Origin of the sequence: Mucilaginibacter sp. (assembly GCF_039925265.1) — a bacterium.
In the GTDB taxonomy this organism is placed as follows: Bacteria; Bacteroidota; Bacteroidia; order Sphingobacteriales; family Sphingobacteriaceae; genus Mucilaginibacter.
The window spans coordinates 1-22,895 of record NZ_JBDSZG010000025.1; the positions used below are offsets into that span (position 1 = coordinate 1).

A 22,895-nucleotide genomic window follows, 5' to 3' on the forward strand; every position below is an offset into this window, starting at 1 on the left:
ACAAGTCAATTATTGATTATCTTTAAAAAAAAGACCTGTATAGTTCCTTTAGGATTAATAAGCTATAAGGTATAGGTTTTACAGGATTTACTCAAAATCTGTATAGCTATTTCAGGACGGGTCATTGTGACCCCATTGTTATGCAAAATATGTTAACCCAACTTTTTCTCAATCCATTGATTATCAATGAATTGAGAAAAATAAAAATGAAATTATGTTAAGTTATGTTAACCCTTATCGCAAGCGCAGCGGATGGCTTTTTTGCCACCTTAAACTTTCGACTTTGAACTTTCCACTCCTTTACGTTTTCTTCACCACCGCCACCAAATCCGTAATCTTTGGCACCTTTTCAAATGCCTGTACCAGGTGGCCATCTTTGGCGTAAATGGCAATGTATGGCGTGGTTTTCATCTGATAATATTTTTGCACGGTGTAAGTATAACCCTCGGTACCTAAGGTGAAATTTTTATAGGCCGAGAGCCCGAAATCCTCGTTAAAGGTTTTAACCATTTTAATATCGGTGAAGGTGATCATCACTACCTGGATATCCTTAAAGCTCTTCATCACCGGTTTCATATCATAAATAAGCTTTTGGCAGTGGCTGCAATCAGGCGCAAAGTAGATCAGCATCACCGGCTTGTCCTTTTTCAGGTCGGCAGGGGTGGTCCAGGTGTTATCCAGTTTAAGCATCTTGTAGGGCGCTATTACCGGGGGCTGGGCTTTTGAGCATCCTGCCGCTATGAGCAGGGTAATGGCGAATAGTAATTTCTTCATTTTATATTTAAGCGAAACAGGGGGTTAATTTTATTAAGCTTCCAGGAGTTCTAACTGCCAGGCAATATGTTCTTCTGTTATAGGGAATAACGCATTATTACGCACGGTATGATAAACAGCATCAAATATTTGCATATAGTCGCCTTTGTCTGAAGCAATGGCCTCGGTTGTTTTTTTATTATCTACACCAATTGTTACCAGTTTGCCTTCGCTGCCTTCTGGTTCAAGCCCGTAAGCTTCGTCGTTTGGCATCATGCCTTTATCCAACTGGGCTTCCTGCACATCTGTGCGGGCCTTTATAAAACTGCCCACGGTGCCGTTCACCACAAAGCCGGGTTGCTCTTCAGCCATCAGTAATCCCCCTGTTAAATAAACGTTCAGCTGGTTAGGATAGGTAAGATGGAAATGGAAGTAATCCGGCACTTCAGAACCCTCGCGGTAAATACCGGTAGTTTTATGGAAAGATAAGGGGCGACCAAACAGCGCGATAACATTATCTATCAGATGCGGGCCAAGGTCATACACCAAACCATTCGCCGGGGTGTCTTTTGTTTCTTTAAATGCCTTTACACCAAGCTGCGCTTTGTAGCGATCCATACGGAAGATAACTTCCTGCAAAGTACCCAGCCGACCACTTTCGATGACAGCCTTGGTGGATAAAAAGCCGCTATCGTACCGGCGGTTTTGATAGATCATGATGTGTTTGCCTGTTTCGCGGCCAACATCAAATAACTCTTTTACCTGTGCGGCGGTTGCTGCAGCCGGTTTTTCTACCAGTACGTGTTTGCCTGCCCGCAAGGCCTTAATGGCATGTTCCAGGTGCAGGTTGCTGGGGGTATTTACAATAATCAGTTCTACCTCCGCGTCGTTCAGCAATTCATCAACGCTGTTATAGCTAATGATATCCGGGTAGATCGCAGACGCTTTTTTTTGATTGCGCTCTACAATTCCTTTTAAAGTAAAATTGGGATTTGTATGGATGAAGGGTGCATGGAAGATCCTGCCCGACATACCATAGGCCATTAACCCTGTTACTATTGTTGCTGCCATATTATTTGTGTTTAAGCCGCCGCAAGATAGTTGCTTTTGTTTAATTATTAATAGTTCATGTCTTCATCCGCGCCAATGGGCGAGCCATCCGGCATCCCCAATGGTTTTACAGGTTGGAATTTATCCGGTGTTTTCTCAAACTGGCTGATCTGTGATAAACCGAATAGCAAATTTGCTTTGCGGCTATCTGCTGCAGTTGGTAAAGCACTTTGCATCCATTTTTTAAGATCGTCTATTTGTAACAGTGCAATGCTGCGTACATTTTCGGCGGCATTGGTATTAGCGGCTAATTGTAGTATTTGTTTCAGCGTTAAATTATTTACCAGTCGTTGCAATTCGCCCTTGTACCCTATTGGCTGCGGGGCTTTCCAGGTTTTGGCTACTAATTTATTCAGCACGGGGAGTAAGCCGGGCTGCGTGTTGTCGCGAGATTGGTATTCTATCAGCCTTGCAGCCCGCTCGGGATGCAGCATAAACGATAGGGTGGTGCCGGCCGCAGATTCGGCAGCGGCCATCGGGTCGAACGTTACGCCGGTGCGCGATTTAAATGTTTCCCGGGTGCGGGGATATCCGGTAGGGCGGGGTGGGATCATCGCTATCAACTTTTCCGGCAATGCCAGGGCTTCCGGTGTTATTGTTCCCATCAGGGCATCAAAAGCTTTCCACTGCTCTGCGGGGGGCACAAATTTGGTGATGGTTTGCCCGTCGTTTTTGAGGGCGAAGCTATAATATAAACCGCCCAGCATTTTTGATGCCGCCTCGGTTTGGTAACGGTGAATAAGGTACATGGGCACCAAAACTTCTTCCAGCGCAGCCATAGGCGCATCCTGACGAATGGCCTTTGCGGAGAAATTGTCCAGCACCTGTTTGCGCAAGATCATCAGCCGGTTTAGTTCATCGGCGCCATTGTTACCGCTATCCCAAAGGTGTGCCTGCGGATGCGCGCTGCCTGCAGGACGTGCATCCTCGTCAGAAATGTACAGGTAACCTTGCTTAATGGTTTCGGAGATGATGCCTTTTAGGGCTTCATCCTCGTTAGTTCCCTTCGCAAAATCCTGGTACCCGTAAAGGATGGCGCGTTTATCATAACCGCCAATCTCGGTTTTGTAGGCTTTGCTTACATCAATGGTTCCATCGGTATTCAGGCTAACTACAGGTGGTGGATAATCCATCACCGATGCCCTGTCGTTCACACTTGCGGTAAAATTGTGCTGCAGGCCCAGCGTATGCCCAACCTCATGTGCCGCCAGTTGGCGCAGCCGTGCTAAAGCCAGTTGCAACATTTTATCGCTTACGGGCTTACCGTCTTCGTAGGGTTGTATCAATCCTTCGGCTAGCAAAAAATCCTGCCTGTCGCGCAGCGAACCAAGCGATACTTGCCCTTTAATAATTTCGCCGGTACGCGGATCATTAATAGATGCCCCGTAAGACCAGCCCCGTGTAGAGCGGTGGATCCATTGGATAATATTGTAACGCACGTCCATCGGGTCGGCATCCTCGGGCAGTAATTTTACAATAAAGGCATTTTTATAACCTGCAGCTTCAAAGGCCTGGTTCCACCAGCCGGCACCTTCTATCAGGGCACTGCGTACCGGTTCGGGTGCGCCGCGGTCAACATAGTAAATAATAGGTTTTATGGGCTCACTCACGGCAGCGGATGGGTCTTTCTTTTCTAAGCGATGCCTGCTTAAAAGCCTTTTTACAATCGGGTCGCCAATAGGGGTAGCAAAATCCATATACTCTATACCGAAGTAGCCAGATCGGGTATCAAACTTGCGTGGCTTATACTTCTCGTCGGGCAGTTTGATGAACGATTGGTGCATCCGTACGGTTACTGCATTTGCATCCGGCGTAACCGAGCTGATCTCGGCCCCGCTGGCTTTGCCTACTAAGGTGACGATCGCCTCGAACTCGGTATTGTCCGGGAAACTTTTTGTATTCGGGAGAAAAACGGCACTGCGGCTTTCATCGGCACTAAAACTTCCCTGGTTGTTGCTGTTCAACCTGTCGGCCAGGTGGTGGTTATCACGCAGCAGGAAAGGTGTAAGGTCTATCAAAACTTTATCGCCATCATCGGCAATAGCGGTAGTACCCCAAATGGCCGATTGCGCGAAGGCTTCCGCCACCGATTTTCGCTCATCGGCATTATTACTCACCGCCCTGAAGTTGTAGTTAGGCTGTATCAGCAAAACTTTCGGCCCAATTTTAATGAATTTTACAATGCGGCTATCACCTATCTGGCCGCGGTCGAGCCCAAGGTCGTTGGAGCCTACACCCGCTGGCAGCGAGTTTACGTACAAAAATTCTTGGTTCAGTTTATCTATCTCCAAATAGATCTTGCCTGCTTTCTCGTCCCAATAAAAATTAAAATAACCGCTGTATTTGGTAAGCCCCTGTGTTTTGGACTGGATGCTTTGGGCTTTTACAAACGAGCAGCAAAAAAGAAACAATAAGAGGAAAGGAAGGTGCTTTTTCATTCGGAAGGGTTTTATCTCCCTAAAGTATTCAATTAAGCTGCTTTATGCAAAAACAACGCACAAAAAAGGAGAAGCATTTGCTTCTCCTTTTTTAAGAATTATCTAAAGCAACAATTATTTCATGCTTGCTTGTATGGCTTCTATTTTAGCCAGGTGCGCTTTTACGGTAGGCAAGATTTTAGTGGCGAAAGCCATTAACTCCATATCCTTACAGTTTTTTGAGGCATCTTCCAGCATCGAGGCTACTTTTTTGTGCCCGTCTACCATTGCATCTACGTAAGCTTTGTCAAACTCTTTGCCCGATTTTTTCTCCAGCTCAGCAGCTTTTTTCTGATGCTCTTCATCTGGTGCGGTAGGCAGGGTAATGTTTTTTGTTTTTGCTATCGCCATCAATTCTTCGTTAGCTTTTGTATGGTCCATTACCATCATGCCGGCAAATTCTTTTACCTGTGGGTTGGTTGCTTTTTCGAGAGCCATTTTGCCTGCCGCAACTTCTGCCATGCCGGCGTTTGCTGCATCAGTTGCAAATTTGGCATCCATTTCTGCAACCGCGATACCGGTGCTGCCGTTGGTGGTTGTGTCTTTAACAGCGTTTACGCTGTCGGCGGTTTCTTTGCTGTCTTTTGCGGCGTTGTTACATGCCTGGAATGATAATGCTGCAAGCGCTATCATTGCTACTAAACTAATCTTTTTCATTTTGTAGGTTATTTTTTGTTTTTATAGTTAACAGAATTTCCCGTTTTTGGTTTTAAATGAAACAGATTCCCCGGGTTTAAAATCATACTGATTATTGTTATACCTTAAAGTTTTATTATTTTTGGACACATAAATTAAACAGACATGAATTTTCCTGCCGAATTAAAATACACAAAAGACCACGAGTGGATACGCGTTGAAGGCGATATAGCTACAATTGGTATCACCGAGTTTGCACAAGGTGAATTGGGTGATATTGTTTATGTAGATATCAACACCGTAGGCCAGGATGTTGCCAAAGAAGATGTTTTTGGTACAGTTGAAGCTGTGAAAACAGTATCGGACTTGTTCATGCCGCTCGACGGGAAAGTTTTGGAAATAAACCCGTTACTGGATAGCCAGCCCGAGTTGGTAAACACCGACCCTTATGGCGATGGCTGGATGGTTAAAATAAGCTTAACCAGCCCTGCGGATGCCGAAAGCTTACTATCTGCCGACGATTATAAAGGCGTTATTGGTGCTTAATGGGAGCACGCATTAAACCATACTGGCCCGCTATTTTGTGGGCCTTATTTATTTTGGTGATATGCAGTTTGCCCATGGGGAGTATTGGTTCTTCGCACCTGTTTTTCCCCGGGTTTGATAAGTTAACGCACTGCGGCTTATTTTTTGTGCTCGCTGTATTATACTGCTACGGCAGCATCCGGAAATTTAAAATACGCGAAGTGCGTATTGAAATAGCCATAAAAAACACCATTGTTTTAATTAGCTATGGCGCACTGATAGAAGTGCTGCAATTGTATATTTTTACCTGGCGAAGCGGCGATACAGCCGACCTGTTTGCCGATACTGTTGGAGCATGTATGGGGATATTTGCTGTTTTGGTTACTTCTAACGCGTTGAATCATGAAAGTATTTAGGGGTGTTGTTATAGCGGTTGTTGCCGCCGTTATTCTTTCTTCCTGCGGCCTTTTTAAAAAGGATTGCAATTGTCCGCATTTCGGGATGAAAAAATTGCCCGCGAAAGTTTACCGCGCGTAAACAATCTGACCAAAATACCCGCTCATCTTATTTGGATTTAATATAAATAAGCTTACATTTGTGTTCAAATTTACACAGATGACACTTTCGCAGCTTGAAGTAGGAGAAACGGGTATAGTAAAGGAATTTACCGATCTGGAAATGTCTGTTAAGCTGATGGAAATGGGCTGCCTGCCCGGCGAAGAAGTTAGGGTATCTCGCATAGCGCCCCTTGGCGATCCTATCGCCATCCATGTATCCGGCTACCAGTTAAGCCTGCGCAAATTTGAAGCATCAACCATTATTTTGCAGTAGTACATTGTAGCCATTGAAAGCTGATATCAGAGTAGCGCTTGTAGGCAATCCCAATACCGGTAAATCAACACTTTTTAACGCGTTAACCGGCTTAAACCAAAAAATAGGAAATTTTCCGGGTGTTACGGTTGATAAAAAAGTTGGCTACTCCCAGCTGCCAGATGGGCGCAGTGCCGAAATAGTAGATCTTCCCGGAACTTACAGTTTATACCCCAAAAGCCGCGATGAATCTATCGTGTTTTCTGTACTGGCCGAAAAGAACGGCGAACTCACACCCGACCTGGTAGTTGTTATACTCGATGCTACCAATCTCAAACGAAACCTTCTACTTTACACCCAGGTTGCCGACCTGAAGATCCCGGTTATTATTGCCCTGAACATGATAGACCTCGCCAAAAAGGGCGGGGTTATTATCGATATAGATCTGTTGGCAAAAAAACTGGGCGTGCCCGTGATACCCATTTCGGCAAGAAAGCTGGAAGGTATTGCCAATTTAAAGGCTGCCATTTCGTTCGCTAATAAATTCGCATTGCAGGAGAGCAGCATCGATGTAAAAGCCATTGCGCCGGGGCTTATAGATACCATCTGCAACGAAATAGATACCGAAAACCCATACTTTGCCCTGCAACTGGCGCACCAGCACGAAACTTTAAAGTTTTTAACGCCTGCGCAAAGCGAGCGGATAGAAGAACTGGAAAAGGAGCATTCTTTCCATTCGCAGAAAGCGCAGGCCACAGAAACCATCGCCCGGTACAATTACATTAACGATGTTTTATACGATACGGTAAAAACGCCAGTAACCGCGCAGGACGAAAGCCACAGCAACAAGATAGACAAGATCCTCACTCATCGCGTTTTTGGCTTTGTTATTTTCATGGGCATCCTGCTATTTATGTTTCAGTCGATATTTGCATGGTCGGCGTATCCAATGTCGCTTATTGAAGAGCTTTTTGTGCTGATACAAGGAGGCTTACGAGATATTTTACCCGCTGGGCCCTTAACCAACTTACTGGTTGATGGCGTAGTCGCCGGCCTCAGTGGTGTGCTGGTTTTCATCCCGCAGATAGCTATATTGTTCGCGTTCATTTCTATACTGGAAGATACCGGCTATATGGCCCGCGTTACGTTTATGATGGACAAGATCATGCGCAAGGTGGGGCTTAATGGCAAATCGGTAGTGCCGTTGATAGGTGGTTTTGCCTGCGCGGTACCGTCCATCATGAGTACCCGCACCATTGAGAACTGGAAGGATAGGATGATCACTATTATGGTGACGCCATTGGTGGCTTGTTCGGCACGCCTGCCTGTTTATACCCTGCTCATTGCCCTGGTGGTACCCAGCCGGAACATTTGGTGGATCTTTAACCTGCAGGGATTGGCGCTTACCGGCATGTATGTGCTCAGCCTAATATCGGCAGTGATCGTGGCTTGGGTGATGAAGTTTATTTTAAAATCCCGCGAACGCGGCTACTTTATTATGGAACTCCCCGTGTATCGTATGCCAAGGTGGAACAACGTTTTATTCTCGATGTACGAACGGGCAAAAACCTTTGTGCTGGAAGCTGGGAAGGTGATCATCGCGGTATCCATTATCCTTTGGGTGTTGTCGTCTTACGGCCCCGGCGACAGGTTTAAAAACATCGAACAAAAATATAGCGCCCCGCAATACGCGCAAAGTATGAAGCCCGATAGCCTTGCCCGGGTGATCTCTACCGAAAAACTGGAAAACTCTTATGCGGGTGTTTTAGGCCATGCTATTGAACCTGCGATAAGGCCGCTGGGTTTCGATTGGAAAATTGGCATCGCGTTAATAACATCCTTTGCCGCCCGCGAGGTATTTGTAGGTACCATGGCCACCATTTACAGCGTAGATGGCGATGCCGACCGCATAGATTCGGTGCAACAAAAAATGCGTAACGCTAAAAATCCCGACGGCAGCCCGGTATTTACACTGGCAGTGGCCTTCTCACTAATGATGTTCTACGCATTTGCCATGCAGTGCGCCAGTACCGTAGCTGTTGTTTACCGCGAAACCAAAGACTGGCGCTGGCCCGCCGCGCAGTTTGCGTATATGACCGCCCTGGCCTATGGAGCGGCGTTTTTGGTATACCATTTATTGAAGTAGTATCGGTTGCGTTATTGCTATACTATTGGTGTTTACCTACTTTAGCCTAATGATTGTTTTTAAAAGCCGGTTTATTTACCCTATTTATTTCCTGTTACTGGTTGTTACTTCGCTGTTCTCTGTTTTTTTTGTCTTCTATTTGTTCGTTCTTATACCCCAGATAATCACCGAAGGTGATTTTTCCTACGATGATTTTTGGTTTATTCTTATCGGCATGTTCATGTTTGGCTATTTTACAGCCCAGTTTAATCAAATTGTTGTTACGCTGCGATTCGGCATTGTTATAACAGAAAAAGAGATTATCCTAAAAGACTATTTAATCTGGAGAGAAACCAATATTACCACCCAAATAAAAGGGTATAGCTCATCATACTATGGATACAAAAACGATATTAAATGTTTGATAATTTACCTGAAAGATAACAGGCATATTAATATGCCAAGATATATGTACTTCAATTACAAAGATATTGAACCAGCCTTCCAACAACTTAAGCTGCCTTTTTTGGGGAATGAGTTATTTGTTGGAAAGTATATTATCTCAAGGGCTTATCGGTTTGACGATGTTGCTGAAGTAGACAAATCGCTTTAAAACTTATGTCCAATTCCTTATCTTTGATACAGAGGTAAAAATTGGATAAAGTAAAAGTTTTAGAAAAGTATCTTCCGCCGGATGCGGCACCATTGATTAGCCGCTGGATAGACTACTTTAAATGCGAGTTTAAAATTTCGCGCAACCGCGGCACCAAGTTTGGCGATTACCGCGCTCCCTACGACGGTAAAGGCCATCGTATCTCCGTTAATTTCGATCTAAATCCCTACGCGTTTCTGGTAACAACCGTACATGAGTTTGCGCACCTGCATACCTGGAACGAGCACAAGCAAAAAGCAAAGCCGCATGGCAGCGAATGGAAGTCGAACTTTAAGAAAATGATGCAGCCTTTTTTTGAGAAGGATGTCTTCCCGCCGGATATTAAGCAGGCTATCATCAGTTATTTAAATAACCCCGCAGCATCCAGCTGTTCGGACCTGACGCTGTTCCGCTCCCTGCGTAAATACGATGCGCCGAAAGAATCGGTGCATACGGTGGAAAAACTGCCCATCAAATCCCTGTTCAAACTAAAAGATGGCCGGATCTTCCGTATGGAAGAAAAGCTGCGCAAGCGCTATAAATGTGTAGAAGTGAGCAGTAGAAGGGTTTACTTGTTTAGCCCGGTAGCGGAGGTGGAATTGTTGGAGGGGTAAAGAGTTCATCGGTTCCCACGCATCATTGCGAGGTACGAAGCAATCTCCAAACTTTGCATATCGGCATTGCATATCGGCATTGCATATCGGGAGATTGCTTCGTACCTCGCAATGACGTGATGGTAAAAAAAAATTATTTCCTAAAATTTCAACAACACATCCATACATTCTTCCAGCCTTGCTTTGGCCAGGAACTGGTCTTCGAGGGCTTTGTTCATGGGGATGGCGGTATCTAAACTGGCGCAGCGCATTACCGGGGCATCAAGGTATTTAAAGCAATGTTCGCCAATGTAGGCTGCCAGTTCTCCGCCGAAACCACTGGTTAGCGTATCTTCATGCAGTATCATCACCTTGGATGTTTTCTTCACGGTTTTTATAACTGCGTCTTTATCCCAGGGTTGTAAACTCCGCAGGTCGAGGATCTCGATGGAATGCTCGGGATGTTTTTCGACGTATTCTATGGCCCAGTGTACACCCATGCCGTAAGTAATTATACTGGCCTTGGTACCCGGGCGAACGATGTTGGCCTTTCCTATCTCTACATAATAGTCATCATCGGGCACATTGCCGGAGATGCTGCGGTATAGTGCTTTATGTTCAAAAAACATTACGGGGTTTGGGTCGTCTACAGCGGCCATCAGCAAACCTTTGGCATCATCGGGGAAGGCGGGGTAAACCACTTTAAGCCCCGGTGTTTTGGTGAACCAGGCTTCGTTGGTTTGCGAGTGGAACGGACCGGCGCCCGTACCGCCGCCTGTAGGCATACGGATTACTACATCTATAGGCTGCCCCCAGCGGTAATAGGTTTTGGCCAGGTTGTTAATGATCTGGTTAAAACCGCAGGTTACAAAATCGGCAAATTGCATTTCCACAATGGCCTTGTAGCCGTTTAATGCCAGTCCCATGGCTGTACCCACAATGCCCGATTCGCATATCGGTGTGTTACGTACGCGTTCTTTCCCAAATTCTTCAACAAAACCCTGAGTTATTTTAAAGGCACCGCCATATTCGGCAATGTCCTGCCCCATGATCACCAGGTTGTTGTGCTTGCGCATGGCCTGCTTTAGCCCATCGCTTATGGCATCTATGTAACGCTTGTTTGATAAAACTTCGTACGGAGGTTGTTTAGGCATGGTGTACAACCTGTACATGCTATCTACCTCGGTTTGTATATGCGGAATAATATCCGGCTCGCTGAAAACCTTTTCTATTTCGGCGTCAATCAGCTTGGTAAATTCATTTCGTAAATAAGGCACCCACTCCGGGCGGAGCACCTGTTCATCCAGTAAATATTTTTCAAAATTCTCCAGCGGATCCTTCTTCTGCCATTCGGTAAATAACTCCTGCGGTACATATTTGGTGCCCGATGCCTCCTCGTGCCCGCGCATCCTAAAGGTCATGCATTCCAGCAGAACCGGTCGGGGACGTTCGCGCATGTCTTTTGCCAGTTCGTTGATGGTATGGTAAACTTCGAGGATGTTGTTGCCATCAACCTTACGCCCTTCTATGCCGTAACCAATAGCCCTGTCGGATAACGACTCGCAGCGGTATTGTTCGTTAACCGGGGTAGAAAGGCCGTAGCCGTTGTTCTCTATCAGGAAAATTACCGGCAGGTCCCAAACGGCGGCGATATTAATGGCTTCGTGAAAATCTCCCTCGCTGGTGGCGCCTTCGCCGGTATATACCAAGGTTACTTTTTTGCGTGCGCTTAGCTTATCGGCCAAAGCTATGCCATCGGCAAGAGCCATTTGCGGACCAAGGTGCGATATCATCCCGATGATCTTATAATCCAGCGTGCCGAAATGAAAGGAGCGATCGCGCCCGCGGGTAAAGCCGGAGAGCTTGCCCTGCCATTGCGCCATTAAACGCGAAATGGGGATATTACGGGAGGTAAATACGCCCAGGTTACGGTGCATAGGTAAGATATACTCGTCGGCGTCCATAGCCAAAGTACTGCCCACACCAATTGCTTCTTGCCCAATACCAGAAAACCATTTACCGATTCTCCCCTGCCTTAACAGGATCAGCATTTTCTCTTCAACCAGCCTCGGCAATAATAATTTCTTGTAGAACGTTATTAAACCGTCATTATCGATATGTTTACGGTCGAAAATCATTACCGTAAAGCTAAGAAGTTTTTAAAACTTTGTATGTTTACGCAATCCATCTTTTTGCTATGAAGCACTTTTACGCCATTTTATTTTTTTTGTTTGCCATAATTGGCCTAACCGCCTTTGCTCCTGATAGTTTTTTACTGCCGGAGAGCTTTTACCTGCATAAAGGCGATCAGCTGAACGTACACCTCCTCACGGGCGAAAACCTGACGAAGGACGGAGAGGACAGGTTCAACTCCAAAAAGACAGCCAAATTCAGCATATACGAAGGCTCCAAATTAACCGACTTGCTTAAGGTAGCTAAAGATAGCGCCAGCCCAATATTAAATTATACGGTGAACGGCAGCGGAATGGTAATGGTTGAGATGAATACCAAGGATGATATCATCGAGTTACCGCACGAGGATTTTGTGGCCTACCTTACCAAACAAGGCTATGATAATTTAGCCGAAAAAATTAAGGACGACAGCCGCTTAAACCTGGTTGAGAAATATCGTTACTATTTAAAAACGCTGGTTAACGTTGATGGCGGCGGTGGCAATGCGTTCAGCAAAATTTTAGGTAACGACCTGGAGATCGTACTTAAACAAAACCCATACAAAAAAAGCTACGGCGACGATATTACTGCGGTTGTTTATTTTATGGGTAAGCCTTTAAAAAACAGCAACGTGTTATTGTATATTAAAACAGCATCGGGCAATGTGCACCCGCAATTACTGGCTACCGACGCTACGGGGCAAATATATTTCAGCCCGAGCCGCGATGGGATCTACATGATCCGTTGTGTGCATATCGAAGCATCAAAAACCAACGATGCCGATTTTGAAACCTGGTTTGCAACTTATTCCTTCGCTTTTAGCAACCGCGACGAATTGCCAAATACGTATAAGGAGTTCGGTTTCGGAGATAAACATTAATTGGAAGAGTAGGGAGTGGTGAGTAGGGAGTGGTGAGTAATGAGTAATGAGTGGAAAGTAGTGAGAGGTAAGTGGATTGATGGTACTTTACAATAGCTTCAGCATTTCCATATCAAATTTAGGTTTCAGGGCGTAGTGGAGCTGTACCAGCCCGGTATTATAAACCTGCTGGCTGATGAATTGCAGATCTACCTTTTCTGTTATATTTTCAAACAAGGGTTTGCCTGCACCTAAAATAATGGGATGAACGGATAAGTGCAGTTCGGTTATCCATCGTTTATCTAAAAATGCCGAAACCAGGCTGGCACCGCCAAACAGCCAAATGCTTTTACCAGCCTCGTTCATAATGCCTTCAACGGTGTGTCTAAAGTTTGCAGTGCCGATAACCTCTACATCCTCATTTTTACCTGGTACAAGTGTATCCGAGAAAACATACATCTTTTTACCGGGGAACATATTGGGTTGCGCACGGATCATATCATAGCTTTTGCGGCCGATAAATATGGCATCGATACTATGAAAAAAAGGAGTGAGGCCGTAATCCTGGTCGTCAAAGCACCAGTCGTATTCCCCCTTGGGGCCTTCAATAAGTCCATCCAGGCTTACCGCAACGTTCAGTATAACTTTACGCATTAATCTTCTTCGTGTTTTGGGGTTTGGTTCCGCTCTGTCCATTGCTTGCTGAAAGATTTTTCGGCAACCTCGGGCATATCCTTAAAGTGCCCCCATGAGTTTTTAAAGAAAAAACGAAGGAGGCTGTTCTTCATTTTGCCGCCGAAGAAATCAGTAAGATTGCGTTTAAGCATCCCTTTTTTCCAGATGGCCCAACCCCATTTTTCTTTTTTGGGGACGAGGCCCTCGTTCACCGCGTCGCGGCGGTTAAGCAGCAGCATTTTATGGATATCAATTTTTACAGGGCAAACACTGGTACAGGCCCCGCATAAACTTGATGCGTAACTCAGATGTTTAAAGTCTTCCATGCCGCGCATGTGCGGTGTAATAACCGAACCGATGGGGCCGGTGTAAGCGGTTTCGTAAGTATGGCCGCCAATATTTTTATAAACCGGGCAAACGTTTAAACACGCCCCGCAGCGGATACAGTACAGGCCCTGGCGTTGTTCTTTTTGCGCTAACAGGTTGGTGCGGCCATTATCCAGTAATATCACGTACATTTCTTCGGGGCCGTCGGTTTCGCCGGGTTGGCGCGGGCCGCTTAAAATGGTATTGTATACCGTAAGGTTTTGCCCCGTGCCATGGGTAGACAGCATAGGCCAAAACAGGTCGAGGTCGGCAATGGAGGGGATGATTTTTTCTATCCCAACAATGCTGATCTGTATTTTGGGGAAGGTGGTAGTTAACCGGGCGTTCCCCTCGTTCTCGCTGATGGCTATACTCCCGGTATCGGCAATCAAAAAATTAGCCCCGGTGATACCCACATCGGCTTTCAGGTATTTATCGCGTAGTAGTTCGCGCGCTTTTTGGGTGAGTTGTTCGGGCGTGGCATCAGCCGGTGTGCCAAAACGTTCGTGGAAGAGTTTGGCTATATCTTCCTTAGAAAGGTGCATGGCCGGAGTAACAATATGGTAAGGGCGCTGGCCCAGTAGTTGTACAATGTACTCGCCCAGGTCGCTCTCTACCGATTCGATGTTATTGCTCTCCAAAAAAGCATTCAGGTGAATTTCTTCCGTCACCATCGATTTGGATTTGATGACGGTTTTGGCCTTTGCTTTGGTGAGGATATTAAGAATTTCGCGCTGGGCCTCTTCTAAATCATTCGCCCAAATTACCTTGCCGCCGCGTTTTTGGAAGTTGGCTTCAAACTCCGGCAAAAATTTATCCAGGTTCTCCATCACCTTCCACTTAATGGCGTGCCCCTTCTTTTTAGAATTATCGAGGTTGATCATCCGCGAAAGCCCCCGCGCTACCGAAACATCATACTTGCCAATATTATGGTTGATGATGCGCCGATGATCCATCTCAAACACTTTCAGCTCCGAAGCCTCTAAAAATTCCTCTGCGGTGTTTCCCATTAATGCGAAATTAAGCAAACCTGACTGGTTTTCAACAAAGGGGCAAAAATAGCACCAAATTATTCTGTGGGGTTGTAATATTATGCATGGTATCTGCGTCTTGCTGATATATGAAAACACGGTTACTTTTTTTGCTCATCATCGCTACGGTTTTTACATCATGTTCGCGGGAAATATATAATAACAAAGAGTACCTCTCATCACATAATCTCGAAGGAAAAAAGCTGGCTGTTTTGCCGGTTGAGGTTTTTTACAGTGGCCAGCGACCTGCAAAAGCCGATTGGTACGCAGAGGAACAAACCGCAAGCCTCAATTTGCAGGCAGATATAGCGCAAACCTTTTTAGCTTACAAAAACGAGCACGAGCGCAAAAACCAGCAATTTAAAGTGAAGCTGATGAGTGCCGATACCGTTAACAACAAATTGTATACGAAAATGATGGATCTGCGTACCGCGTGGACAATGGCTCCGGATAGTGTTGGCCGTATGGTGGGCGCCGACCTTGTGCTAAAAGTGCGCATGAACAGGGAACGCTACATGTCCGAAAAAGCGGCTAATTGGGCTAACGCTGGCTTTTTTGTGTTGAATGGCTTATTGGGGAATGAATACAACCCGGAGGCCTTCGGTTACGTAAAGGCAAGCGATACCGATTACGAGATAAGCCTGATAGATACCAAAACCGGCGAAGTAATATCCAGGTACAACCCCAACCAGCAAAACAGGCAGAAGATAAAGAAGATCAATAAATTGATGGCCTCTAAATCGGTAGTGTTTGCGGGGGAGTAGTTACTCCATATAAATATCCAGCAGGCCTTCGGGTAGGTCTACGGTTACGATGTTTTTCACCCGATCGATACCTTGTATAATACTCTCGTTCAGCGGGAAAAGCACTTCGTTACCTTTGTAGCTAACGGCGGCTATCAGTTGCTGAGGGAATTCGTGGATGTCGGTGATCTCGCCCAGTTCGCCTTCGTAAATATCAACGGCGATAAAACCTTTAAGGTCTTTAAGGGTAAATTCTTCTTTTCTCTTTTTTGGTTTGGCTTTATTGGGCAGGTAGATATCTTTCCGAACCAGCATCGCTGCTTTTTCGATGGTATCTATATCCTCGAGGTACAGGTAGGCGCTGTTCTTTTGGTTGTGTTTTATCGATTCAACAAAAAAAGGCACCAGCTTGCCGGCAATATCCAAAAATATCGAGGTGATCTTTATGTTCTCTACGCCGTCGAAATCCATGTATAACTGCATTTCGCCTTTCAGCCCCTTGGTTTTTAGCACGGTGCCTATCCGGAAACAATCTTCTGTTTTCATCTTTAAAATTCCTTATTAAATAACAATGGCGAAGAACCTGTTGGTTGCTTCGCCATTGATTAGAATCAAAATTGAAAGAATCATGAATCAAGATTTTTCTGTCTTGTATCTTGATTCTTTACTCTTGCCTCTGTAAAATAATTATTCAGCGCTTTCTGCTTCAGTTTCAGCAGCTGCATCATCAGCAGGAGTTTCTTCTACTTCTTCGGCAGGTGGCGTGTTTTTAGCAGCAATAGCAGCGGCTTTATCTTCTTTCTTTTTAGCTTCAGCAATTAAAGCTAATTTACGGGCTTCGTCTTTTGCAGAAGTTAAGCTGGTTTTTTTGCCGGTGATCTTACCGTCTTTTTGGTCCTGCCACTCAGCAAATTTAGCATCTGCCTGCTCAACAGTTAAAGCACCTTTTTTAACACCGCCTTGTAAGTGTTTTTTGTATAATACCCCTTTGTAAGAAAGTATTGCACGGCAAGTGTCTGTTGGCTGTGCGCCGTTGTTTACCCACTCAAGGGTTTTGTCGAAATTGATGTCGATAGTAGCCGGGTTAGTGTTAGGGTTGTATGAACCTACACGCTCGATGAAACGACCGTCGCGTGGTGCGCGGGCGTCTGCTACTACAATGTAGTAAAAAGGTTTTCCTTTTTTACCGTGTCTTTGCAGTCTGATCTTAGTTGCCATTTTTTATTGTTATGTATTCAACATTGTCCCCGGAGTCTGTTCTGCGGGGATGCAAAGGTAAATAAATTTATAATAAATTAAAAGCCTTATTATTAAATGAATATAATTGGCTATTTAACACAAATTGGTTGTACCGATAACATTTGCTGTTTATTTTATTATAACTTTAGCTTTGAACCTCATTGCCACTTATGCAACCAAGCATTTTGCCTTTAATAAGCGAGTGTATAATAGCATTTAACCTGTCGCTGGAACGATATATTACCATCGGGCCGGGGATAAGTATGCTTTCGGGGTACCCGGAGAACACGGTTCCAACTGAACCCGATTTCTGGCACGCAGCTATCCATCCGGCCGATATCAAAAATGTAAAAGAAGCCCTCAGCCGGCTCGGCGAAGACGAACCTGTACAGGTAAGTTACCGCACTTTGCCCGTAAACGACCTGGGTAGCCGGTTTATCACCGAAAAAAGGAGCATTTATACCGATGCGATAACCGATCAGCAGGTACTATTGAGCATTTTAAATGAATCCGTTCCACCGATTGTTGGTGCCAGGCCCGGTGTTAATGATGATGCGCTAAAACGCGAGCAATTCTTGCTCTCGCTCATCAATTCGCAAACCAACTTTTTGGTCCGCTTAGATACAAAGGGGTACTTCACATTTGTTAATAAACGCTATTGCGATGTTTTTGGCTACACCGATGTGGAATTGGTTGGGCAGCACTTCGCCATTAATACCGCGCCCGAAGATATGGACCGCTGCCAGCGCGCCTTTGAAGAATGCGTGGCCGCCCCGGGCAAGATCATCCCGCTTATGCGCGAAAAACTGGATAAGGCCGGCAAGCGGCACCCTTCCGAATGGGAATTCATCTCTATTATTAACGAAGAAGGGGATGTGACCGAGATCCAGGGAGTGGGGCAGGATATCAGCCAAAAGGTAGAGATCCAAAACCAGGTAAAGCGTACTGTAGAGAAACTCAATGATTTTATTGAAAGCATAACCGATTCATTTTTAATTTTAGATAACAACTGGCGTTTCATCAAAACAAACAAAGCCTTTGAGGCATTATCACATAGATCCCGCGAGGAGCTTACAGGCAACAGTATTTGGGATGTTTTCCCAACACTCAATGGCGGGCAGGCTGAGCAGCAATTTCGCCTGGCTGCAGAAACGCAGCAAACCTTGAAGTTTACCGAATACGTTGAAAGCTCACGGCTTTGGCTTCGTATCGCCGTATACCCATCCGCCGAAGGGCTAACCGTGTTTATTAAGGATATTACACGGCAAAAAATTGCGGAGGAAGAATTGAACTGGGCGCGCAGCAACCTGGAAGCCCTTATTAATAATACGGATGACCTGATCTGGTCCCTGGATAAAAATAACCGTTACGTTTTCTTTAATACTTCTTACAGGGATGTTGTATTACATGAAACGGGCTTTACGCCGGTTAACGGGGAGGATGTTGTTGTTTACGGCCCTGCCGAAACTATTGCAATATGGAACGAATACTACAAACGGGCGCTTAGCGGCGAGCAGTACACCGTTATATATGAGAACACCCACTCGGGCCCTGGCGAGCCTTTATATTTTGAGGTGAGTTTTAATCCTATTTATAATGATGCACGGGAAATTGTTGGTACAGGCTGTTTTGCGAGGGACATCACCGTACGGTTACGATCGGAAAAAGAGATAGTCGCCCAGAACGAGCGGCTGCGCCAGATAGCATCCCTAAGCTCGCACGAATTGCGCCGCCCGGTGGCGAGTATGCTCGGGTTGATCAATGTAATAGACTTTGAGGATTTTGGTAGCCAGGAGAATAAAGAAGCCATTAATCTTTTACTGGTAGTTGGCAACGAGATAGATGAGGTTATCCGCGCGATTGTAGATAATACCTTTACAGGAGAAGGCTCCGTGTTGCCGAATAACGGCAACAATAATTAAGGAAGACCTGTTCTGGCTTTCCCTAAAAATAATTCCTTAGTTTTTTGTAACAACGGGAATTGCCGGGAATCATATTAAACGCTATATAGCCAAGGTCTCATAAAGCTATAAGTTATTGTGAGGAGCCCGCACCTTAAGGGCCCCGGTAAATTAATCAAAAACAAAATGTCTGATTCTATTTCAATTCTCCAATTCTGGTGGGTGCTGCCCCTGTGTGCCGCCCTTTTGATGTACAAATTTGTACTGCAGGTTTTTTTCGGTATGATCATCGTGCCTGATGACCGTATTGGCTTGGTGGTTAAAAAATTTACCCTTTATGGGGACAAACGGCTGCCGGATGGCCGTATTATCGCTGTAAATGGCGAAGCCGGTATGCAGGGCAAGCCACTTGCCCCGGGCTTGTACTGGCGCATGTGGCCATGGCAGTATACCATTACCATGGGCCAGTTTACCGTTATCCCGCAGGATAAGCTGGGGCTGGTAAAGGCAAAGGATGGCGCGCCGATGGATACCGGCCGTGTGCTGGGTAAACCAGTGCCCTGCGATAAGTTCCAGGATTCGCAGGCCTTTTTAGAAAACAATGGGCAAAAAGGCCCGCAGGCCGCGTTCTTAACGCCAGGTAGTTACCGTATTAATACCTTCCTGTTCGAGATAGACATGGTTCCTATCACCCGGATCCAGGAAAACAAGGTAGGTATTGTAACCACCCTGGATGGTGAACCGCTGGAAAAAGGCGACATCGCCGGCGGCTCGGTTGAGGGGCACCGTAACTACCAGGACCCAATGGCCTTTATACAGGCCGGTGGCCGTAAAGGCTTGCAGGAAGACGTTATCCTTGCCGGTACCTATTACCTTAACCCATGGTTTGCTGTGGTAGAGCAGGTAGAGATGATCCACATCCATATAGGGTACGTTGGCGTGGTGAACTCCTTCGTAGGCCCCGAAGGTAAAGACACCAGCGGTGTGGGCTTTACCCATGGTAACATTGTGAAGAAATACGATAAAGGTGTTTGGGACGAACCTTTAGACCCGGGTAAACACCCGGTGAACATCTACACCCACTCGGTAGAAATTGTACCAACTACCAATATTGTGCTCAACTGGGCAAACAGCCGTACCGAATCGCATGAGTTGGATAAAAATCTGTGTACCATCAGCGTGCGTTCTCACGATGGTTTTACGTTCAATTTGGACGTATCGCAGATCATCCACATCCCGCGTAACGATGCACCAAAGGTGATCGCCCGTTTCGGTAACATGAAAAACTTGGTATCGCAGGTACTGGAACCTACCATTGCCAACTACTTCCGTAACTCGGCGCAAAAAAGTGGTGTGATAGAGTTCTTAACCAACCGGTCTGACAGGCAGGAAGACGCCCGCGGGCAGATCAGCAAAGTACTGGGCGAGTATAACGTAGAAGGCGTGGATACCTTAATAGGTGACATTGTGCCACCGGAAGCCCTGATGAAAACCCTTACCGACCGTAAAATAGCCGAGCAGGAACGCGTTACTTACGAAATTCAAAAAGGCGCCCAGATAGAGCGTAAGGAATTTGAAAGCGCCAAGGCCGGTGCAGATATGCAGCCCGAGGTTGTAAAATCAACCCGCCAGGTAGAGATTAACACCCAGATGGCCGCTTCTAAAGTTGCTGCCGCCAGGGGTGATGCCGAATCGAGAGTGATCAACGCTAAAGCGGATGCGGAAAATAAAACCATTATTGCCCGTGCCGATGCCGAAGCCAAAACCATAAACGCCAAAGCCGATGCTGCCGCTACCGAAGTAAACGGTAATGCCGATGCCGGTAAAATTAAAGCGATAGGTTTAGCCGAAGCCGAGGTTACCAAACAAAAAACAGAAGCCATGGGTACCGAACAATACGCCATAGTGCGTGTAGCCGAAACCCTGGCCATGAACGGTATTAAATTAGTGCCTGAGATACTTATAAACGGCCAAAACGGCGGCGGTAACGGTATGATAGATGCGCTGATAGGTAACGAAATGCTTAAAAAGCTCCAACGCGAAGCTAAAATAGATGTTACACCCACTAAGGATGTGGAATAATTAAGCAAAAGCAAAAAGCTTATTTGCCAGGGAGGCCAGGGAAACCGGGCCTCCTTTTTGTTTTTAAAAGGTATACCTATATATAAGGAGTAAAACCGCCAATTTCAGGTGCACCACCAAGGCAATATCGGCGAACGGTCACACACCCTGTCATCTCGAACTGTTGCGCTAATGCATGATCGCTTTGCATAGCCGGGATGCATAACCCATGACTCTCCCGTGCCTCGCAATTACGGGTTTTAGTAAGAAGCCCGCCCTGCAAATCAAAGCTCCCCCTTCAGGGGGCTGGGGGGCTCGCCTGCTGTGTCATTATCCTAATCTCCTTCGGGTAATAATTGTTTATCCGGTTCGGCAGCAACTTAGCCCAACCCAGGGCAAGTCCTTCGTATTCCATCAGGCTCCAGCCTTTGGCGTTTATAGTAATATCTATATTATCGCGGCGCAGGTATTGTATGGCCTGCTCCTTATTTAAAGGAGTGGATAACACCGCGTCCTTATTAATAGCAAGGCTTAAGGCCAGTTCATGGTCGGGGATCAGATCCCGCCCGGCAAGCTTGCCGATCCGCGCGCCCGATTTTTTGATGTAGAGCTGCCGGTGCAGCATGTTCAGGCTTTCCTTGTGTTCGCGGTTAATGGCCAGCCAGTCGTCGGCAACTTTAAAATAGTAAAAATCGTCGGGCTCGTTTACGTAGCCACGTACAATATCCAGTTCGACTGCTGCCAGTTTTTGGTGCGCGTTGTTTTTATAATTGCTTACACCGCCGGTACTTTCTTTTTTACGCAGGCAGGCAGCAAACAAACCCTCGCCCAAAACCTTGCCGGGGTAAAAGCGGTAACCCCATGCTTTTTGCAATGGTGATTCGGTTTCAACAATTCCCCACTCCTTATATATAGGTATACGAATGCTCTCCATGCCAAATTCGGCGCAGAGCCAATCCAGTATATCCTCGTTCTCCTGGTGCGAATAACTGCATGTACTATATATAAGGTATCCATCCTCGTTTAGGGCGGGGTAAATATCGGCCAGGATGCGTTCCTGTCGCTGGTGGCAAAGGTTCACGTTACCCTCGCTCCATTCGTTCATGGCGGCAGGGTCTTTGCGGAACATGCCCGAACCCGAGCAGGGGGCGTCTACCAGCACCACATCAAAAAAACCTTTCAGGGAAGTAAAATCCCGTGGGTCGTTATTAGTAACTATCGTGTTGGTTGTTCCCCAGCGGCTCAGGTTGTCTGTTAATATAGGTACGCGCGTTTTAATGATCTCGTTCGCCACCAGCAGGTCGGTACTTTGCAAGGCCGAGTTAAGCAAAGTGCTTTTACCACCCGGAGCGGCGCAAAGGTCTAATACCTTAATAGGGTCTTCCTTTTCTGGGCGGATGGTTTTCAGGATATGATCAATAAACATAGATGATGCTTCCTGTACATAATAGGCACCTGCATGGAACGATGGATCGAAAGTAAAGGAAGGGCGGGTATCCAGGTAATAGCCATCGGCGCACCAGGGCACCTGTTTATCTGTTTTTATGCCCGAAGGCTTAAAAGGGTTTAATCTTATTGAGGTAATTGATGCCCCGGATTGATGCGCGTCAACAAAATTCTGCTTATCAAAGCCTGGTTCTGCATTTAATTGCTCTAAAAAATGCGGCGGAAAAGAAGGTATATCCATATCTATTTCAAACTTACGGAAAAAAAATCGCGCCCATTTTGTGTTTTTGGGCAGAATTGTTGGCTGCACGCAAGTTAATTCGCGCGTTTTATAAACAGGAATAACAAGGGGTGAAGGGCGAATACATGCGCCATGGGGGTTGTTGCGCGCAATTTGGCTTATGGCTTATTGGTAGTTTTCAGGCAGTTAGGTTATTGTTTTAATTATTTGAAAATTCTTTTGGGATGAGAGCATGTTTCTCCTTACATTTGTATCCGCTCAAACGAAAGGGCGTTGTTTTTTGAACATCAGGCAGATAGAAAAAAGTTAAAGAAAAGTGAATATTTCACTTGACAGAAACCAAAATAATCTGCACCTTTGCAGCCCGCCAAATCGGAAACGAAAATCGGGGAAAAGGTTAAGAAGTCGAGCTTAAAGAATTAAAAAAATAAAGTTTGCAAATAACAAAAAGGTTTCTACCTTTGCAGTCCCAAAACGAGG

General features: G+C 45.9%; 20 protein-coding genes. 10 read left to right on the top strand and 10 right to left on the bottom strand.

Going from position 1 to position 22,895, the window contains the following annotated elements:
* Positions 1–300 precede the first annotated feature (300 nt).
* The 4 genes from ABIX36_RS11925 to ABIX36_RS11940 all read right to left on the bottom strand — a co-directional run bounded on the left by ABIX36_RS11925 (position 301) and on the right by ABIX36_RS11940 (position 4,997).
* Entirely contained in the window at positions 301–774 is a 474-nt protein-coding gene (locus tag ABIX36_RS11925; protein ID WP_348082390.1) for a thioredoxin fold domain-containing protein, read from the bottom strand.
* A 33-nt stretch (positions 775–807) separates the two neighbouring features.
* On the bottom strand, positions 808–1,824 hold the full coding sequence (locus ABIX36_RS11930) for a Gfo/Idh/MocA family oxidoreductase (protein WP_348082391.1): 1,017 nt from the start codon (positions 1,822–1,824) through the stop codon (positions 808–810).
* Between the two features lie 47 nt (positions 1,825–1,871).
* Positions 1,872–4,301, bottom strand: coding sequence for a zinc-dependent metalloprotease (locus tag ABIX36_RS11935; RefSeq protein ID WP_348082392.1), 2,430 nt, complete (start codon positions 4,299–4,301; stop codon positions 1,872–1,874).
* A 114-nt stretch (positions 4,302–4,415) separates the two neighbouring features.
* Complete coding sequence (locus ABIX36_RS11940) at positions 4,416–4,997, bottom strand: DUF4142 domain-containing protein (protein ID WP_348082393.1); 582 nt, start codon at positions 4,995–4,997, stop codon at positions 4,416–4,418.
* A gap of 144 nt (positions 4,998–5,141) precedes the next feature.
* Between ABIX36_RS11940 and gcvH the strand changes: the two genes are divergently transcribed.
* The 6 genes from gcvH to ABIX36_RS11970 all read left to right on the top strand — a co-directional run bounded on the left by gcvH (position 5,142) and on the right by ABIX36_RS11970 (position 9,702).
* On the top strand, positions 5,142–5,522 hold the full coding sequence (gcvH, locus tag ABIX36_RS11945) for a glycine cleavage system protein GcvH (protein WP_348082394.1): 381 nt from the start codon (positions 5,142–5,144) through the stop codon (positions 5,520–5,522).
* Positions 5,522–5,917 (top strand): VanZ family protein, encoded by a 396-nt coding sequence (locus ABIX36_RS11950; RefSeq protein WP_348082395.1) that lies wholly within the window; start codon positions 5,522–5,524, stop codon positions 5,915–5,917. The genes gcvH and ABIX36_RS11950 overlap by 1 nt, the downstream gene beginning before the upstream one ends.
* A 199-nt stretch (positions 5,918–6,116) precedes the next feature.
* A complete protein-coding gene (locus tag ABIX36_RS11955) occupies positions 6,117–6,332 on the top strand; it encodes a ferrous iron transport protein A (RefSeq protein ID WP_191191980.1) in 216 nt (71 codons plus the stop codon).
* A gap of 13 nt (positions 6,333–6,345) precedes the next feature.
* Complete coding sequence (gene feoB, locus ABIX36_RS11960; protein WP_348082396.1) at positions 6,346–8,457, top strand: ferrous iron transport protein B; 2,112 nt, start codon at positions 6,346–6,348, stop codon at positions 8,455–8,457.
* A 220-nt stretch (positions 8,458–8,677) separates the two neighbouring features.
* The gene (locus ABIX36_RS11965) at positions 8,678–9,049 is read left to right on the top strand and encodes a hypothetical protein (RefSeq protein WP_348082397.1); all 372 of its coding nucleotides are present in this window, start codon (positions 8,678–8,680) and stop codon (positions 9,047–9,049) included.
* 41 nt (positions 9,050–9,090) lie between these two features.
* A complete protein-coding gene (locus tag ABIX36_RS11970; RefSeq protein ID WP_348082398.1) occupies positions 9,091–9,702 on the top strand; it encodes a SprT-like domain-containing protein in 612 nt (203 codons plus the stop codon).
* A gap of 140 nt (positions 9,703–9,842) precedes the next feature.
* Here the strand turns inward: ABIX36_RS11970 and ABIX36_RS11975 are convergent, their stop codons facing one another.
* Complete coding sequence (locus ABIX36_RS11975; protein ID WP_348082399.1) at positions 9,843–11,819, bottom strand: dehydrogenase E1 component subunit alpha/beta; 1,977 nt, start codon at positions 11,817–11,819, stop codon at positions 9,843–9,845.
* A gap of 59 nt (positions 11,820–11,878) precedes the next feature.
* Here ABIX36_RS11975 and ABIX36_RS11980 point away from each other — a divergent pair, with 59 nt between their 5' ends.
* Positions 11,879–12,733, top strand: coding sequence for a DUF4198 domain-containing protein (locus ABIX36_RS11980; protein WP_348082400.1), 855 nt, complete (start codon positions 11,879–11,881; stop codon positions 12,731–12,733).
* Positions 12,734–12,820: 87 nt separating this feature from the next.
* Here the strand turns inward: ABIX36_RS11980 and ABIX36_RS11985 are convergent, their stop codons facing one another.
* The gene (locus tag ABIX36_RS11985; RefSeq protein WP_348082401.1) at positions 12,821–13,366 is read right to left on the bottom strand and encodes a dihydrofolate reductase family protein; all 546 of its coding nucleotides are present in this window, start codon (positions 13,364–13,366) and stop codon (positions 12,821–12,823) included.
* Positions 13,366–14,763, bottom strand: a complete 1,398-nt coding sequence (locus ABIX36_RS11990) for a LutB/LldF family L-lactate oxidation iron-sulfur protein (RefSeq protein ID WP_348082402.1) — start codon at positions 14,761–14,763, stop codon at positions 13,366–13,368. Before ABIX36_RS11990 ends, ABIX36_RS11985 begins: the two co-directional genes overlap by 1 nt.
* Positions 14,764–14,873: 110 nt before the next feature.
* Here ABIX36_RS11990 and ABIX36_RS11995 point away from each other — a divergent pair, with 110 nt between their 5' ends.
* A complete protein-coding gene (locus ABIX36_RS11995; RefSeq protein WP_348082403.1) occupies positions 14,874–15,548 on the top strand; it encodes a hypothetical protein in 675 nt (224 codons plus the stop codon).
* Here ABIX36_RS11995 and rimM read toward each other — a convergent pair whose 3' ends face one another.
* Positions 15,549–16,073 (bottom strand): ribosome maturation factor RimM, encoded by a 525-nt coding sequence (gene rimM / locus ABIX36_RS12000; RefSeq protein WP_348082404.1) that lies wholly within the window; start codon positions 16,071–16,073, stop codon positions 15,549–15,551.
* Positions 16,074–16,214: 141 nt separating this feature from the next.
* On the bottom strand, positions 16,215–16,745 hold the full coding sequence (locus ABIX36_RS12005) for a 30S ribosomal protein S16 (protein WP_348082405.1): 531 nt from the start codon (positions 16,743–16,745) through the stop codon (positions 16,215–16,217).
* Between the two features lie 191 nt (positions 16,746–16,936).
* Between ABIX36_RS12005 and ABIX36_RS12010 the strand changes: the two genes are divergently transcribed.
* Complete coding sequence (locus ABIX36_RS12010) at positions 16,937–18,688, top strand: PAS domain S-box protein (protein WP_348082406.1); 1,752 nt, start codon at positions 16,937–16,939, stop codon at positions 18,686–18,688.
* A 165-nt stretch (positions 18,689–18,853) separates the two neighbouring features.
* Complete coding sequence (locus ABIX36_RS12015; protein ID WP_348082407.1) at positions 18,854–20,749, top strand: SPFH domain-containing protein; 1,896 nt, start codon at positions 18,854–18,856, stop codon at positions 20,747–20,749.
* 277 nt (positions 20,750–21,026) lie between these two features.
* On the opposite strand, the gene ABIX36_RS12020 is transcribed toward ABIX36_RS12015, so the two are convergent.
* Complete coding sequence (locus ABIX36_RS12020; RefSeq protein ID WP_348082408.1) at positions 21,027–22,415, bottom strand: RNA methyltransferase; 1,389 nt, start codon at positions 22,413–22,415, stop codon at positions 21,027–21,029.
* Between the last annotated feature and the right edge of the window lie 480 nt (positions 22,416–22,895).

Bases quoted from the DNA above. Each gene is read 5' to 3' on its own strand.
- ABIX36_RS11925 (WP_348082390.1), bottom strand. From the start codon at position 774: ATGAAGAAATTACTATTCGCCATTACCCTGCTCATAGCGGCAGGATGC.
- ABIX36_RS11930 (WP_348082391.1), bottom strand. From the start codon at position 1,824: ATGGCAGCAACAATAGTAACAGGGTTAATGGCCTATGGTATGTCGGGC.
- ABIX36_RS11935 (WP_348082392.1), bottom strand. From the start codon at position 4,301: ATGAAAAAGCACCTTCCTTTCCTCTTATTGTTTCTTTTTTGCTGCTCG.
- ABIX36_RS11940 (WP_348082393.1), bottom strand. From the start codon at position 4,997: ATGAAAAAGATTAGTTTAGTAGCAATGATAGCGCTTGCAGCATTATCA.
- gcvH (WP_348082394.1), top strand. From the start codon at position 5,142: ATGAATTTTCCTGCCGAATTAAAATACACAAAAGACCACGAGTGGATA.
- ABIX36_RS11950 (WP_348082395.1), top strand. From the start codon at position 5,522: ATGGGAGCACGCATTAAACCATACTGGCCCGCTATTTTGTGGGCCTTA.
- ABIX36_RS11955 (WP_191191980.1), top strand. From the start codon at position 6,117: ATGACACTTTCGCAGCTTGAAGTAGGAGAAACGGGTATAGTAAAGGAA.
- ABIX36_RS11965 (WP_348082397.1), top strand. From the start codon at position 8,678: ATGTTTGGCTATTTTACAGCCCAGTTTAATCAAATTGTTGTTACGCTG.
- ABIX36_RS11975 (WP_348082399.1), bottom strand. From the start codon at position 11,819: ATGATTTTCGACCGTAAACATATCGATAATGACGGTTTAATAACGTTC.
- ABIX36_RS11980 (WP_348082400.1), top strand. From the start codon at position 11,879: ATGAAGCACTTTTACGCCATTTTATTTTTTTTGTTTGCCATAATTGGC.
- ABIX36_RS11985 (WP_348082401.1), bottom strand. From the start codon at position 13,366: ATGCGTAAAGTTATACTGAACGTTGCGGTAAGCCTGGATGGACTTATT.
- ABIX36_RS11990 (WP_348082402.1), bottom strand. From the start codon at position 14,763: ATGGGAAACACCGCAGAGGAATTTTTAGAGGCTTCGGAGCTGAAAGTG.
- ABIX36_RS11995 (WP_348082403.1), top strand. From the start codon at position 14,874: ATGAAAACACGGTTACTTTTTTTGCTCATCATCGCTACGGTTTTTACA.
- rimM (WP_348082404.1), bottom strand. From the start codon at position 16,073: ATGAAAACAGAAGATTGTTTCCGGATAGGCACCGTGCTAAAAACCAAG.
- ABIX36_RS12005 (WP_348082405.1), bottom strand. From the start codon at position 16,745: ATGGCAACTAAGATCAGACTGCAAAGACACGGTAAAAAAGGAAAACCT.
- ABIX36_RS12010 (WP_348082406.1), top strand. From the start codon at position 16,937: ATGCAACCAAGCATTTTGCCTTTAATAAGCGAGTGTATAATAGCATTT.
- ABIX36_RS12015 (WP_348082407.1), top strand. From the start codon at position 18,854: ATGTCTGATTCTATTTCAATTCTCCAATTCTGGTGGGTGCTGCCCCTG.
- ABIX36_RS12020 (WP_348082408.1), bottom strand. From the start codon at position 22,415: ATGGATATACCTTCTTTTCCGCCGCATTTTTTAGAGCAATTAAATGCA.